The sequence below is a fragment of the Paenibacillus sp. 276b genome (genome assembly GCF_900107875.1).
GTDB classification, from domain to species: Bacteria; Bacillota; Bacilli; order Paenibacillales; family Paenibacillaceae; genus Paenibacillus; species Paenibacillus marchantiae.
The window spans coordinates 426,852-441,331 of the sequence record NZ_FNRR01000001.1; the positions used below are offsets into that span (position 1 = coordinate 426,852).

15 protein-coding genes are annotated in these 14,480 nt (G+C 47.4%); 7 read left to right on the plus strand and 8 right to left on the minus strand.

The features are described 5' to 3' along the window. Positions 1–97 precede the first annotated feature (97 nt). The 5 genes from argS to BLV50_RS01900 all read left to right on the plus strand — a co-directional run bounded on the left by argS (position 98) and on the right by BLV50_RS01900 (position 4,892). Positions 98–1,837 carry an arginine--tRNA ligase gene (gene argS / locus BLV50_RS01880; RefSeq protein ID WP_063566343.1) on the plus strand — a complete coding sequence of 580 codons (1,740 nt, stop codon included), beginning with the start codon at positions 98–100 and terminating at the stop codon, positions 1,835–1,837. Positions 1,838–1,841: 4 nt separating this feature from the next. Beyond that, positions 1,842–2,885 (plus strand): ATP-binding cassette domain-containing protein, encoded by a 1,044-nt coding sequence (locus tag BLV50_RS01885; RefSeq protein WP_090805454.1) that lies wholly within the window; start codon positions 1,842–1,844, stop codon positions 2,883–2,885. Continuing rightward, a complete protein-coding gene (locus BLV50_RS01890; RefSeq protein WP_090805457.1) occupies positions 2,882–3,592 on the plus strand; it encodes a hypothetical protein in 711 nt (236 codons plus the stop codon). The genes BLV50_RS01885 and BLV50_RS01890 overlap by 4 nt, the downstream gene beginning before the upstream one ends. Positions 3,593–3,693: 101 nt before the next feature. After that, the gene (locus tag BLV50_RS01895) at positions 3,694–4,245 is read left to right on the plus strand and encodes a hypothetical protein (protein ID WP_090805459.1); all 552 of its coding nucleotides are present in this window, start codon (positions 3,694–3,696) and stop codon (positions 4,243–4,245) included. Further along, positions 4,245–4,892, plus strand: coding sequence for a YdcF family protein (locus tag BLV50_RS01900; RefSeq protein ID WP_090805461.1), 648 nt, complete (start codon positions 4,245–4,247; stop codon positions 4,890–4,892). Before BLV50_RS01895 ends, BLV50_RS01900 begins: the two co-directional genes overlap by 1 nt. A gap of 46 nt (positions 4,893–4,938) precedes the next feature. Here the strand turns inward: BLV50_RS01900 and BLV50_RS32630 are convergent, their stop codons facing one another. The 5 genes from BLV50_RS32630 to BLV50_RS01920 all read right to left on the minus strand — a co-directional run bounded on the left by BLV50_RS32630 (position 4,939) and on the right by BLV50_RS01920 (position 10,788). Next, entirely contained in the window at positions 4,939–5,112 is a 174-nt protein-coding gene (locus BLV50_RS32630; RefSeq protein ID WP_162842452.1) for a hypothetical protein, read from the minus strand. Positions 5,113–5,137: 25 nt separating this feature from the next. Then, entirely contained in the window at positions 5,138–5,902 is a 765-nt protein-coding gene (locus tag BLV50_RS01905) for a DUF4097 family beta strand repeat-containing protein (RefSeq protein ID WP_072732431.1), read from the minus strand. Between the two features lie 23 nt (positions 5,903–5,925). Continuing rightward, positions 5,926–6,609 (minus strand): TetR/AcrR family transcriptional regulator, encoded by a 684-nt coding sequence (locus BLV50_RS01910; protein ID WP_063566337.1) that lies wholly within the window; start codon positions 6,607–6,609, stop codon positions 5,926–5,928. A gap of 330 nt (positions 6,610–6,939) precedes the next feature. Beyond that, a complete protein-coding gene (locus BLV50_RS01915; RefSeq protein ID WP_090805463.1) occupies positions 6,940–9,030 on the minus strand; it encodes an ABC transporter ATP-binding protein in 2,091 nt (696 codons plus the stop codon). A 12-nt stretch (positions 9,031–9,042) separates the two neighbouring features. Beyond that, entirely contained in the window at positions 9,043–10,788 is a 1,746-nt protein-coding gene (locus tag BLV50_RS01920; RefSeq protein WP_072732433.1) for an ABC transporter ATP-binding protein, read from the minus strand. A 531-nt stretch (positions 10,789–11,319) separates the two neighbouring features. Between BLV50_RS01920 and BLV50_RS01925 the strand changes: the two genes are divergently transcribed. Further along, on the plus strand, positions 11,320–11,616 hold the full coding sequence (locus tag BLV50_RS01925) for a HesB/YadR/YfhF family protein (RefSeq protein ID WP_024630313.1): 297 nt from the start codon (positions 11,320–11,322) through the stop codon (positions 11,614–11,616). A gap of 71 nt (positions 11,617–11,687) precedes the next feature. Continuing rightward, positions 11,688–12,137, plus strand: a complete 450-nt coding sequence (locus tag BLV50_RS01930) for an NUDIX domain-containing protein (protein WP_063566334.1) — start codon at positions 11,688–11,690, stop codon at positions 12,135–12,137. 125 nt (positions 12,138–12,262) lie between these two features. Here BLV50_RS01930 and BLV50_RS01935 read toward each other — a convergent pair whose 3' ends face one another. From BLV50_RS01935 to BLV50_RS01945, 3 genes are all read right to left on the minus strand, one after another. After that, positions 12,263–12,778: an ADP-heptose synthase gene (locus BLV50_RS01935; RefSeq protein ID WP_072732434.1), complete on the minus strand. Its 516-nt coding sequence runs from the start codon at positions 12,776–12,778 to the stop codon at positions 12,263–12,265. A gap of 185 nt (positions 12,779–12,963) precedes the next feature. After that, a complete protein-coding gene (locus tag BLV50_RS01940) occupies positions 12,964–13,407 on the minus strand; it encodes a DUF441 domain-containing protein (RefSeq protein ID WP_024630316.1) in 444 nt (147 codons plus the stop codon). Between the two features lie 5 nt (positions 13,408–13,412). Beyond that, positions 13,413–14,411 (minus strand): YpdA family putative bacillithiol disulfide reductase, encoded by a 999-nt coding sequence (locus BLV50_RS01945; protein WP_090805465.1) that lies wholly within the window; start codon positions 14,409–14,411, stop codon positions 13,413–13,415. Between the last annotated feature and the right edge of the window lie 69 nt (positions 14,412–14,480).

A 14,480-nucleotide genomic window follows, 5' to 3' on the forward strand; every position in this document is an offset into this window, starting at 1 on the left:
AACTGTGAAGATCAGCTCTCGTCTCTGATATAGAGACGAGGGCTTTTTTTGTTTTCTATAGCATGGCTAAATACGATAATGACTAGGAGTGTTCGACATGTTGATGAATCAGGCAGCAGCACAACTTGCTCCGTTAACGGGAATGAAGCAAGACGAGGTGTTGAGATTACTGGAGGTTCCACCACAGGCGGAGATGGGTGACGCCGCGTTTCCCTGCTTTATTCTGGCCAAGTCGTTGAAAAAAGCACCCGCGGTTATCGCCGCTGATATCGCAGCCGAATTACAGACCGTTGGGCTGGATGCTTCGCCAGCAGGACCCTATGTAAACATCCGTTTCAATCGGGAAGATCTGGCGCCGAAGCTGCTGCAAGAACTGGGACATAAAACATTTGGCAAGCTGCAGCTGGGGGCAGGTGCACGCGTCGTGATCGACATGTCGTCGCCTAACATTGCCAAGCCGTTTGGAATCGGTCATCTGCGCTCCACCGTGATTGGGGCAGCATTGTATCGGTTATATAACGAGGCAGGCTATACTTCGGTGAGTGTGAATCATCTGGGGGATTGGGGAACGCAATTCGGCAAACAGATTGCAGCCTACAAACGTTGGGGTAATGATGAAGCGCTACAGGCTGCGCCAATTCGTACCTCATTGGAGCTGTATGTGCGTTTTCACGATGAGGCGGAGAATGATCCATCTTTGGAAATCGAGGCACGAGATTGGTTCCGCAAGCTGGAGCAAAGAGATGAAGAGGCGCAGCGGTTATGGACCTTTTTTGTAGAAGTGAGCATGAAAGAATTCAATCGGATGTATGAGCGTCTGAATGTACAGTTTGACCATACGCTGGGTGAGAGCTTTTATAACGACAAGATGGGTGCAATAGTTGAAGAACTGAAAGCAAAAGGATTGCTCGAAGAGAGCGAAGGCGCATTGGTGGTACGTTTGGAGGAGGAGAATATGCCACCTTGCCTGATTATCAAAACCGATGGAACAACCATCTATCCAACACGGGATTTGGCAACAGCCGTTTATCGTCATGATGTGATGAAGGCAGATAAAATGCTGTATGTAGTCGGGGGAGAGCAGAAGCTTCATTTCCGTCAGGTCTTTGCGGTATTATCCCGGATGGGGTATGCATGGTCTGAGATTTGTGAACATATTCCGTTTGGCTTGATGCGTTTCGAAGGACGGAAGATGTCTACCCGCCGGGGAAAAGTCGTCTTTTTGCAGGAGGTATTGGATGAGGCGGTTGCTCGGGCATTACAGATTATTCAGGAGAAAAATCCGAATCTGCCGAACTCGCAGGAGGTTGCGGAAGCGGTTGGTGTAGGTGCGATTGTATTCGGAGATCTGCGCAATAACCGGTTGAACGACGTCGATTTCTCGCTCGAAGATGCGGTGAGCTTTGAAGGCGAGACAGGACCTTATGTGCAATACACACATGCCCGGATTAACAGTGTGCTTGCGAAGGCAGCAGAGGCGGGGCGTGTGGAAAATGAAAATCAATTAGAGAATGTTCCTAGCAGTGTTAGTAACAATGCTGCGGCCAACACTCAGAATAAGCCGGTCATGATCGGTGACACTTCATGGGCATTGCTGAAACTGCTGGCGGATTATCCGCAGTATCTGGAAAAAGCAATTCATCGCAACGAGCCTTCGGTCATTGCCAAGTATGCGATAGATGTTGCCCAAGCGTTCAACCGCTTTTACCATGCGGAACGAATTGCGGATGCGCCGGCTGACGTCAAACCCTTCCGTGTGGCGTTAACAGAGCGTACGGCGGAGCGTCTTGCCTACAGCCTATATTTACTGGGCGTTCAGGCCCCTGAACGGATGTGATTCTATGGGATGGAGGACAAGTAGATTATTCGATAAAGCAGGAAAAGCAACAGCAGACTTAAACGGACGAATCATATCGCTACAGCAGGTGAGCAAACGACTTGGGGATGTGCAGGTATTGAATGATATCAATCTGGAAGTAGGTCAGGGTGAGTGTATCGTCCTGGTGGGCAGGAATGGCTCAGGCAAAAGCACGTTGCTGCGTGTGCTGGCGGGTATGTTACTGCCTGACTCAGGCTCGCTGCGCAAGCCCAGGCATGGACGGATTATGTATACACTGGATGGACTGTCACGCCTGCCCTTCACATCAAGAGAGTACCTGTGGGAAATGGGACGTATTCGAGGCATGCGCCCTGAAATATTGCGACAACGGATAGGCGAATTGAGTGAGCTGTTATTCGTGGGCACGGCGCTGGATCAGAACCTGCCTCAGTTATCCAAAGGTACTTTGCAGAAGGTGAATTTGATTCAGGCTTTGCTGCCTGGACCTGATGGGTTATTGCTGCTTGATGAACCATTGTCCGGTCTGGACGTTCCGGCACAGGAAGCAATTGTAGCTTTGCTCAGACAGTGGAAAAAGGAAGGAAGCCAGATCGTTACAGCTTGCCATGAGCCATTGCTGATTGAACGTCTCGCAGATCAGGTCATCGTGTTACAGAAGGGAACGGTGCTGCGTCGCTGGAGTCAGGAAGAATTGCAGCAAGCTGGTGAGCCCGCTGTGAGTATCCAAAGTGTGATGGAAGGGCTGGAACAATCCGTTATCAAATCGCTGCTTGTTGATCAACCGGGAATCATTGCATGCCATTGCGGCATGGTTCGTCAGGATTATGGTCGAGAAGTATGGGATTGGAAGGTGTCACGCAGTTCGGTAGATCGGATTATTGGAATGATTCTGGCAGCTGGCGGTTCCATTGTGTCTGTACAGCCGGAAGAGAGCCGATTAAATATGGAAGGATTGATGGAGGGGCGGCACCCGGGTGAGGTTATAAGCAGGGAAGTTGCTGAGAACCTTTCCTCCATATCTACGGCAGGAGGCGACCTCCAATGATCTACTTGACTCGTTATTTGTTAAAACATTACATACGTTCACAGAAATATGTTGCGCCGGTGATCTTTTATATCATTACGATGCTTCTTATCTATTCCTACAAACCTAATCCGGTTGCGGATAGTTATAGCGTTACGGCCATGCTGCTCTTTTTTGGTGCGGCCTGGCTGGGCTTGACGGTATTGAATACGGAACCTGCGGGGCAGTATCAATTGCTTGTTCTGCATGCAGGAAGCAAACGCAAGGTTGTCTTCGCACAACTGATCTGTGCGTTGATCATGCAGTTTGGTCTGACTGCAATTACCGTGTTATACCCGGTTGTTACGGGCATGTTTGGAAGGCTACCGAGTACTGGAGAGTGGATCATGGCTTGGGCCGGACATTTGGCGTTGTCGCTCTTGGGTCTGGGGCTCAGTGTTTTCTTCCAAAAATCATACATTCCCATGCTGAGTCGCAGCATGCCGCCTTTCATTGTGGTGATGTTATTATCGTTTGTCCAAGGTTCATTAAGCGGACGTTTGCCTGAATCCATACAGTGGGTTGTTAAGATTCTGCCACCGGCATTTTATTTAGTGCGTGAGATGATGTTATTTGAAGAATCGAAGTTGGGGGCTGTTGTTCTGACGACAGTGTGGGCTATACTCTATGCCATAGTTCTACTCATCATTCATATATGGTTATCGGGAAGAAGGGATATACGGAGTTAGAGGGCTATTATTCCGTTTAACTTGAATGTTGGTCCATGTTTCGTTACCATAGAGGGACGTTAGAATGGAATGTATTGTACGGAGATAAAGGGGGCTCGCTTATGCAAAAGATAGACATGCAGCATGGTGACATGCTGGACAGCGAACACTCCAGAGAATTGTTTGCATACTACGGATTGGCTGTATATTATGGACAGGCGCTTGAACAGCAACTGGTCAATCTGATTTTATTAATGAAAATGTCCCAGGGCAAAGTTGTTTCCGAAGAAGATCTGGAAGATCTGTACGAACGGAAGATGAGCAGTTCACTCGGGCAACTCATTCATGAGGTGCGTCATCATTTTACTTTTTCGGAGGAAGAGACTCGTCAGTTGAATGAACTATGGAAGCAGCGTAATAGCATTGTACATCACTATTTTAAGGAACGAATTCATGAGACATTCAGTCCTGAAGGACGATCACGTATGATCAAGGAGCTGGAAGATTTCAAAGACCGTGCACAGGAACTGGAGATTAGTCTTCAGCAGTACACAGGTGCCTGGATTGCAGAGCTGGGGCTGGATGCTGAATCCGCGGCAGCGCTGCAGACACTCGAACGTATGCATGCAGAGAGCATGCACGCCCGGGCACTGGAAGAGGATGAATCATTGTGATGAAAGGCAAGGCCCGGATACGTAAAATAAAAAGCAGACACTGGCTTGTAATCTCCATTGCATCGCTAGTACTGATAGGAGTCATATGGACAATAACTACAGCATCGCTCATCTGGGCCTACACCGATGAGGAATCATCCAGACAGAGTGATGCAGCCATTATCCTTGGTGCAGCCGTAGAAGGGGACAACCCATCACCCGTATTTCGCGAACGTATTGAGCATGCCATTTTATTATATCGCCAGGGGACGATCAGCCATCTGCTCTTTACTGGTGGTTCTGGCAGTGCAGGAGAGCGTGCCGAAGCCGAAGTAGGACGAGATTATGCTGTTGCACATGGTGTAGATCCGGCAGATATTCAAATGGAGACGGAGTCGAGAATTACGGAGGAGAATCTGGTGAACTCGCTTAGCGTTGGGAAACAGGCAGGGTTTCGCACCTACACCATTGTAAGTGACCCGCTACATATGAAACGGGCGATGAAGCTCGCTAGCGGACTCGGCATGGATGCCGTCCCGTCCCCAACACGAACGACGGCTTACCAGACCTGGCGCAGCCAATTTCCTTTTCTGGCAAGAGAAACAATATTATATATGGGATATATGGTCAAAGGATGGATAGACAATCCGCAGCAGCACGGAAAGTGACTGGTCTGCGCGATTGTCTTTTTTTGCTCATGTTGATGCGGCGTTTCTATGTTCCGGGATAATTAATCGCTGCACTAACCAGTGCAGCCACCCCAAAACCGATGAACCACCAAGGCCAGCGCCGATGATTGTTTTTACGTATACCGATGAACAAACTGATGATCCCCGCAAGTAATACCACGGTAGCCAAGCTGCTGCCAACAATCCAGCCGATGCTCATATGTTTACCTCCTCTATATGGAATGTTAAGAAGAGCTCCCTATGGTGAGCTTCCCACCTCTGACCTCTGCTTGAAATGGATAAATACCGTTACGATACGTATGTTGATTATGATTGGATTGAAGCGGGAGGTCACTGCTGAATCGGCCCCCAGCCTGCTTGAAGTCTAACTTGAATCCATCGTTATCTGCTGGGATTCGCACTTCAACGTTACAACCTGTGGAGCGGCTATCCAGAGATTGAAGCATCGTTGAGGAGTGAATAGTGAGTTGGCTGCCTGCCACTTTGGATTGAATATGGGTGAACTGACCGGATAACTGAACAGGTGAAGAAGTGGATTGCAGTTGCATATGTTCGGCATGGAGGTCTGTTGCTGTCACCCGACTGCCCACGGATCGTAGACGGATATGCTGGGCATGGCCAGTTAAGATGAGCTTGCCGGATGTACAGTCACAATCCCATTGTTCCGAAGAAACGTTATCTACAAGAAAGTGAGAACCAACTCCGTTGATCGATAGCCTTTTCAAGACCGCAGGCGGCAGTACAATGTGGAGCGATGTGCGGCGAAAGTTAATGCCCAGCGGAAAAGCTTGTTTTCGTCCATCGATCAGATGTAATAAACCGTGGCTGACGTTAGCTTCAAAACATCGAGTTCTTGGAAAACGAGCGGAGCCCCATTGAGTAACACGAATAACCGCTTCTGTACCTTGGCTGATATGCACTTCGCCTTGCATCCATTCCAGAGAAAGGGCGAGAAGGGGTTCTTCGGACAACCATTCCTTGCAAATCATATGTCTATTAGGTTTCAAAATGGTTATCCCTCATTTCTGTCATCCTCTTCATCCAGAATAGGATAAGCGCCCATCGCAGCATGTTGGTCTAGAATACGTTCAATTAGCGATTCACTCACAATATCGGCACCAAGCATGTTCATCAACCGCTGTAAAAAATAAAGACGTTGCTTCGTTTCGGTCGAATTGCGGTCAAACAGTGTTGGATTAATCCATATATTGACCAGCATCATGAATACTTCTGCACAAGCTTCGGGATCTTCGGTATGGATAGATCCATCTGTAATGCCTTCACGCAAAATCGCTGCAATCACCGGTGCATCGATTCGCACGGCTTGTTGAATCCCTCGTACAATGAACACTGGATTTTTGATCTGGGCTCGAAGTACGCGATCCAAGGAATGAGCCTGTTGATCAGAGACGACATGCTCCAAAATCTGAACTAACTTGTCTCGTGCTGGGGTGGTCGTTGTATTTGTAACTAAGTGATCCAGCATTTGAGCCGTATAGTTGAACTGTTGCTCCATGACCGCCTCCAGTATTTCCTCTTTGGATCTAAAGTGATGATACACAGCTCCCTTGGACATGCCTAGGGTAACAATGATGTCCTGGATACTCGTCTTTTCAAATCCTTTATCTGTGAACAACTGCGCAGCGACGTTCAGAATCTGCTGTACCGTCTGCTCAGGGTGCTTGTTTCTGGCCATAATAACCTCCTTATATTTTAGATACCGACCGTTGGTATGTATAATACAGAGAGATGTTTCCATTGTCAATAAGAGGAAATCAGAAGGAGTGAATACACGAAGGAAGTTTATATCGATCAAATCTTGAGTTTATTGAGAAAAGGTAAGATCAAGAAAAGATAAATAAGCGCGGAGAAAAGTAAAGTGGGACCAGAGTAAAGTAGATTGAGCAACCAACCTTGTTTCGGATTTTGCGTCATGGACAAAATAAAACCGATCTGCCGCAGACCAAGAGGTCCGCGGGCATATCGGTTGGTTGTTGAAGTGTATTTACATTTATTCCTGTTTTACTTACACGCTGCCTCCAGCAAAGGAAGAAGTGGTTCGAATGGCCTCGCCCAGTGGGTTGTTTCCATTCGTATCCGGTGCTGCTTGAGCACCTTGCTGTAACTGATACATCTGATAATAGCGACCTTTAAGTTCCATCAATTCATCATGAGCACCTTGTTCAACGATCCGTCCGCGATGCAGAACCAGAATCTGGTCTGCTGAACGAATGGTGGACAGACGGTGGGCAATGATGAAAGTGGTCCGTCCTTTTTTGAGGACTTCGAGTGCATTTTGAATCAATGCTTCCGTTTCCGTATCAATGTTCGCTGTAGCTTCATCGAGAATCAGGATGGCTGGATCGAATGCCAGTGCACGAGCGAAGGAGATCAATTGCCGTTGTCCGGCAGATAATGTGCTTCCTTTTTCGATAACCGGCTCGTCGAATCCTTGCGGTAGATGGGCGAGAATTCGCTCAGCACCTACATCGCGCAGCGCCTGTTCAATCTGTGCACGAGTAATCTGCTCATCCCCGAGACTGACATTGGAAGCAACTGTACCCGTGAATAGGTACGGATCTTGCAGTACAATGCCCATATGTTCGCGAATCCACTGTTTAGGCAGATCCTTCACGTTCTGACCATCAATCGTGATCTTGCCCTTCTGTGGATCATAGAACCGGAACAGCAGGTTGATGATCGAGCTTTTACCGGAACCGGTATGGCCCACTAGGGCGACCGTTTGACCTTGTGATGCTTTGAACGAGATGTTATTCAGCACATAATCTTTTTTATAAGCAAAGGATACATCGTCAAACACGACATTTCCTTTGTATCTCGGCATTGAGCCATCGGTTACCGGTTCACCTTTCTCATCCATCAGTTCAAATACACGTCCGGCCGATACCATAGAGGAGTCCAGGTTCGCGAGTTGGTTCACCATACCTGTAATTGGCTGGAACAAACGTCCGAGAACGTCAACGAATGCATACAGCACACCCAGTGAGATGATACTCGTACCGTCCAGCACACTGGAACCGAAGTACCACAGAACAACTGCAAAAGCGATATTCCGCAGGACGTTAACCAGGTTGTGTGAGGTGAAAGCGTTCAGGTTAAGCATTTTATTCTGGTGTTTCATATAATCATCATTCAGATCCTCGAACTCCTGCTTGGTCTGTTTCTGATGACGGAATACCCGGATAATGGACATCCCTTGAATGGACTCGTTAATAATCGCATTAATCTCGCTCAGACGTGAACGAATAATCGTATTGTAACGAGTGGCGATTTTACGATAAAGCACAATCCACAGAACCAGCATCGGCACAACGAACAGCGAGATCAATCCGAGGCGGAAATCCAGCAGGAAAAGCGCAATGTACACTCCAGTAATCGTAATGATGCCTGAGAAAAAGTTCGAAAGAACCGCAACGAACAGATCCTTGACGGCTTCGGTATCGTTGGTAACCCGAGAGACCACTTTACCTGCGGGCAGGTTATCGAAAAAGTGTACCGGCAATCGCTGGATATGTGCATACACATCGTTACGAAGTCTTTGGATGACTTTGTTGGCAGATGATTGCAGCCAGTATGTTTTACCAAACTCCATAATGACAGAGATAACAAGGAAGATCATGTAATACACAATCAGCTGATAGATGCTTGGCATTTCCGGTTTGTAAAAGGCAAAGAGTTCACCAGCGGATAAAGGCACCGCCGCATATTGACCCATCACTTCGCCTGCGCGTGTAACTGTCAGTGTTCCGTCCGCGTAGGTTCGATCTCCATCGGGGGCACTTACGGATTCATTCACAAAATAAAAACTTCTACCGGCTTGCAGTAAGCGTACCTCGGTACCTTTCGTTTCATCCGGTTCAAACCGGCCTTCACGTTTGTAGTTCTTTCCATTGTAGACCGCCGCTTCGCTTGAAGCTGTAGTCTCATAGAAAGGTTGCTCAATAGCGAGCAAATGATTGTCGATCATGGACTTGGCGATGAAAGGGCCGGCAAGTTCAGCCGCAACTCCAATCGTAAGCATAATTAAAGCGGCAATAAACGTACCTTTGGCTTTTAGGGCGTATTGAAGCAGCCGTTTGCCTGTATTAGACTTCAAAGCGTTGACCTCCTACGTGGACAAATTAGACTCCACCTGCTGCCGTTCATACTGTTCACGGTACCAGCCGTTCATAGCAAGCAGTTCCTGATGGGTTCCTTCTTCCGTTATTTTCCCTTGCTCCAGTACGATGATTCGGTCAGCGTGTTCAATAGCGGACAGGCGGTGAGTCGAGATCAGCGTTGTTTTGCTCGAGCGTTTATTGCGTATATTTTCAATAATTTTAGCTTCAGTTCGTGCATCGACGGCAGATAGAGCATCGTCCAAAATCAAAATGTCTGGATCGGCGATAAAGGCACGCGCCAGCGATACACGCTGTTTCTGTCCACCGGACAGCGCAATTCCTTTTTCACCAACGAGTGTGTCCAGACCATCGGATAAAGTGCCCAGATCTCCATCAAAGGCTGCGGTGCGAATCGCTTCCATAATTACATTATCATCAGCACCTGGCTTGCCGAATTGAATGTTCTGACGGACTGATTTGGAGAACAGCACCTGTTCCTGTGGAACATATCCAATCCAGCTGTGTAGGTCATCTTTGGCGATATCCTGAATCGGATGACCGGAGATGCTTAACTTACCCGATCCGGCCGGGTATTCATGAAGCAATTGTTTGAGCAGGGTGGACTTGCCGCTACCTGTACGTCCCACGATGCCCAGTGTCTGCCCGCGACGAAGTGAAAAGCTGACATGACTGAGATTATCGATGGTAGAACTAGGATAACGGAAGGTAACATCCTGCATGGCGATCTCTTCCGGATTAGTAATATGAGCAGGCTGCTCAACATCTTTCACGGCAGGTTCTACAGATAGTGTCTCGTTAACCCGATCGAGTGAGGCACTACCACGCTGCATCAGGTTAATCAATTCGCCAATCGCAAACATTGGCCAGATCATCATCCCCAGGTACATATTGAACGATACGAGATCCCCTAGGGTAATTTCATTATGAAAAACAAGATAAATGCCGTAGGCAAGTGCAATCACATAACTAAGTCCGACACATAACCGGATGGTAGGTTCGAACAGTGCATCCATCTTGGCAACGGCCAGATTTTTGCGGTACACATCTTCAGTGACATCAGCGAACCTTTTCTCATCCAGACGTTCTTGAACATAGGCACGCACGACTCGAATGCCGGCAATAGACTCAAGCACCTGATCGTTCATATCCCCGAATGCATCCTGTGCCAATGTGTATCGTTGATGGACGGCTTTACCATAGATCATCATGGCGATGGCGATAAAAGGCAGAGGCAGAATTGCGGCTAGGGTCAGTTTCCAGCTAACCAGAAAACCCATGGCGAATAATACGGTTGCCAGAAAAGCAGTGGAGTCGGTTAACGTCAGCATGCCGAAGCCTGCTGTGGTAGCAATGGAACGAAGATCATTTGTGGCACGCGCCATCAGATCGCCGGTTCTGTTTTTCTCAAAAAAGGGCGGGGTCATTCGCAGCAAATGGTCCATAAAGCGTGACCGCAGCAAGCGTTCAACCAGATTGGCACCGCCAAACAGTTTGTGCATCCATATGTACGTTGTCAGATAAATAATGATGACCGATCCTAGAATAAGTAAAATGTAACGTGTAAGTGAGGCGCCGGTGATGGAACCGCGTACAATCTCGTCAATGGCATTGCCCAGAAGACGAGGTGGCAGCAGTTCGATGATGCCCACCATAATAAGCAAGGTGACACCAATGAGGTATCGTTTGCGCTCCAGCCGGAAAAACCAGGCTAGATTTTTAAGTACAGAGAACAAGTGGTATCCCTTCCTTTCAAGTTCGTGAAATGCATGTTCCGTTCATGTTTAGCCATTTGAGCCCACAAAAAAAGACATACCGCACGCAGGCGGTATGTCTTGGGTATCATTCATACGGCAGCATGGCTCCGAGAGCAGAGCCACCACCGTAGATAAAGTTCGATTGTGAGAGTACAAAACAGCAAACCTGATTAGAGGCTTCTGTGATGCGGTCTTATGAACGGAATAACGATTTCATGGGTGCTCCGGTATTTAGTTGTATGCTGAATTGATGTAGATCGTCATTGTTAAACACCGTAACCACCCTTTCTTTTTTGGTAATAAATTGCATGTAGATCTCGTATGTTTGCATCTTAACACCGACTTTTACAATCTGTCAAACGTTTTTCCAAAACAGAAGATGCTGCGCATTATGATGGAATTATGACAAGTGAATGAACTTTTTTTGCGTATTTGGGGTGGATGAGGTTTGTAATCAGGCCATTGTAGCGATATGATGGAACATATATATAGAGAAGGAGCTGACACCAAATGAGTACCATACATGTATCTGACCGCGCTGCTCGCTGGTATAAGGAAGAACTGAATTTGAACGAAGGAGACAGCATTCGCTTCTTCGCCCGTTATAGCTCCGGCGGAGGTCTTCATCCAGGCTTCTCCCTCGGAATCGCCGTGGAGGAACCGAGACATCCTGCTGATCAAACGAAGGTATCGGGTATCCAATTTTTTATGGAAGATCATGATTACTGGTATCTGAAGGGTCATCAACTACATGTAGATGTCGTTGAAGAAGGACAGGATATCGAATATCGCTACACCGAGATTTAACGTAATATCTCTGCGTATATAGAATGGCTCATCACCGGTCGCACCGATTTTCGAACAGGAGGAGATACGACATGAATCCGCCAGCCCGAGATTTGGCCCAGTATATCGCGAATCGCTCTCATATTGTTGTTAAGGCGGCGGTTCGGGCCGAGAATGAACAAGGTGAATTATTGCTGATCCAGCATGCTGAACACGGACATTGGCGTATTCCTGCGGGACAGATGCGCCCGGGAGAAGCCATTGAGGACACCGCGCACAGGGAACTGTGGGAAGAGACGGGGTGGACCACCAATCATATGACACTTGAAGGTTTGCATTCCGGTCCGAATCTGAGACATTTGCATGCCAGTGGGGATGAAGAATATTTTGTCATTGCCATGTTCAGGGCACAAATTGTTCAGGATTCGCTCGTAGAATCCCGAGTAAATAGCGAAGCAGGGCTGAAGTTTTTTGATCTCAAATCATTGCCCAGGCTGAATGATCTTAGCCGCTTACTGCTCAGGTTTTCCGAAATAGAATAAACACAACAAAGAAGACGCCTTTCCTGAAGGGAAGGCGTCTTCTTTGTTGTGGCAATCAGTAATCTATGGCCTAATATCCATGATTACGATGATCATTCTTGTGAAACAGCAGGCCCCGGTCCTAACTAGACTTGATCAAGCGGTTCTTCATCATCCATCGCAAAATCAAAGTCGTCAATATCAAAGACCTGCACAAGAGATGCCGATTCAATAATACGTGCGATCAATTCGACCTGATCGGTAAGTATGGGGGTATCCAAACGCTGTGAAGTGAGAAGCAGTTCAGTCTCAATGGGATCAAAATATTCACCATATTGTGCGGTATCAACCGCATTAATGATGGCGATGGAGACCTGATCACCAAACAGAATGGACGGACTCTTAGCCCAGGGAATAGCCAGGGCGCGCTCTATTTTTTTCTTATTCAACGGTTCTTCAAAATAAGAAATCATTTCGTTAATCTTGGATTTCACATGCTGGTCATCCGCCGGATTATCCATCAAAGGGTCAGGGCTGGTCTGAAATTCATATAACTCAAGGATGGTGGTGTAAGGAACAATATATTCAACAGGCGCCGGCGGCGCGAGTAATTGACCGTAAATAGCCACCATCACGGCTTCTGTTACAAACTGACGTGACATGGTTCCTGAATCCTCCTGCGGCCATTAATAGTTGCGAGGTGAATCAATTTTCTTTTTGTATGAAGGATCATCAAATTGATTTCTCTGCTATGGACTTGAGTGCTTGAATTGCATGAATAGAAGTATATCATACAACGATGGGAAAAACAGCCAGTCAGCAGAAGGATGTCAAGTCCCAACTTTTATCATGATTTTCCGAGCAGTAAGGATAAAATTCCTGCTGCAATCAGAGGACCGACCGGTACACCCTTGAACAAGGCAACCCCAAGCACCGTACCAATAAGCAGCCCGGCAACGACGGTAGGCTGTGTACTCATTAGCGTAGCTCCTCGTCCGCCCAGATGAGCGACAAGTAATCCTACACCGATGGCGAGCAGCGACTTCCAGTGCAGAAAAGACTCTCCAATCGTCTGCAAACTGATCTTGCCGCTGGCGAGAGGTGCCATAACACCAATGGTCAGGATGATGATACCGATCGTAAGTCCATACTTTTCAAGCCACGGAAAAGCCTGATTAAGGTTCAGCACCCGCAGCAACAACAGAAATACCATGGCTACGGTTACGGGCGTATTACTGCTGATAATACCTAGCGCGGCAAACACGAGCAACAGCAGTGAGGTCATATCCATCGATTTCATTCCCCTTCGGTCTGCCCGCGATGACGACCTACAATATGTTCTGCAATATATCTTCCATGCCAGCGTCCGGATTCAATAAACACTTCATTGGCATTGCGGCCTGATGCAATTACTCCACCAACGTATATGCCTGGTACGCTGCTCTCCATTGTCTGTGGGTCATATACGGGTTTATCCATATCCTCAGACATCTCCACACCTACGGAAGAAAGCAACTTGCGGTCAGGACGGAATCCGGTCAAGGCCAACACAAAGTCATTGTCGAGTTCACTTGTGGATCCATCGGAATGCAGCAAACGAATGGAATCGTCCAAAATTTCATTTACACGTGAGCCAAGGTGCAGTGAGATTTTTCCTTTTTGCACCATGCTTTCGAACAATGGACGAACCCAGGGTTTAATATGTTCCGAAACACCGCTCCCACGATAAACCATGTCAATATGTGCACCGACACGAACCAGTTCCATGGCAGCATCGACAGCTGAATTACTGCCTCCAATAATGGCGACACGTGTGCGTGTGTAAGGATGAGCTTCACGGAAATAATGAGTGACTTTATCTTTGTCTTCTCCGGGAATGCCAAGATAGTTAGGGTGGTCAAAATAACCTGTAGCAACAACGACATTTCGTCCTTCATGAACGATTGTCTGCCCACGCCGATTGACCGTATGTATCTCGAACGTGCCATCGTCTTTGCGTTTGATTTCTTGGGCTTCCTCATAGTTATGAACACGCAGGCCGAAATGTTCGGCTACCTTGCGATAATAGGCGAGTGCCTCGTAACGAAATGGTTTGTCGTTCGGTGTGCTGAACGGAACATTCCCGATCTCAAGCAATTCCGCTGTACTGAAAAACTGCATATGGGTTGGATACAGATAAATAGATTGGACGATATTGTACTTCTCAACAATTACAGCGGAAAGTCCCAGCCGCTCGCATTCAATGGCAGCAGATAGACCGCATGGGCCTCCGCCGATAATAATGACATCTTCCATGTTCTTAATCCTCCTTATTTCAAGCATTATAATCCTACCGTAAATATGGGTTTAATGCCAGTTCAAGAA

Coding starts and splice junctions, on each gene's coding strand:
- BLV50_RS01945 (WP_090805465.1), bottom strand. CDS start 14,411: ATGGAAGATGTCATTATTATCGGCGGAGGCCCATGCGGTCTATCTGCT.
- BLV50_RS32630 (WP_162842452.1), bottom strand. CDS start 5,112: ATGAGCATCGGCTGGATTGTTGGCAGCAGCTTGGCTACCGTGGTATTA.
- BLV50_RS01910 (WP_063566337.1), bottom strand. CDS start 6,609: ATGGCCAGAAACAAGCACCCTGAGCAGACGGTACAGCAGATTCTGAAC.
- BLV50_RS01925 (WP_024630313.1), top strand. CDS start 11,320: ATGAGTACCATACATGTATCTGACCGCGCTGCTCGCTGGTATAAGGAA.
- BLV50_RS01895 (WP_090805459.1), top strand. CDS start 3,694: ATGCAAAAGATAGACATGCAGCATGGTGACATGCTGGACAGCGAACAC.
- BLV50_RS01885 (WP_090805454.1), top strand. CDS start 1,842: ATGGGATGGAGGACAAGTAGATTATTCGATAAAGCAGGAAAAGCAACA.
- BLV50_RS01935 (WP_072732434.1), bottom strand. CDS start 12,778: ATGTCACGTCAGTTTGTAACAGAAGCCGTGATGGTGGCTATTTACGGT.
- BLV50_RS01905 (WP_072732431.1), bottom strand. CDS start 5,902: ATGATTTGCAAGGAATGGTTGTCCGAAGAACCCCTTCTCGCCCTTTCT.
- BLV50_RS01930 (WP_063566334.1), top strand. CDS start 11,688: ATGAATCCGCCAGCCCGAGATTTGGCCCAGTATATCGCGAATCGCTCT.
- BLV50_RS01940 (WP_024630316.1), bottom strand. CDS start 13,407: ATGGATATGACCTCACTGCTGTTGCTCGTGTTTGCCGCGCTAGGTATT.
- BLV50_RS01900 (WP_090805461.1), top strand. CDS start 4,245: ATGAAAGGCAAGGCCCGGATACGTAAAATAAAAAGCAGACACTGGCTT.
- BLV50_RS01890 (WP_090805457.1), top strand. CDS start 2,882: ATGATCTACTTGACTCGTTATTTGTTAAAACATTACATACGTTCACAG.
- argS (WP_063566343.1), top strand. CDS start 98: ATGTTGATGAATCAGGCAGCAGCACAACTTGCTCCGTTAACGGGAATG.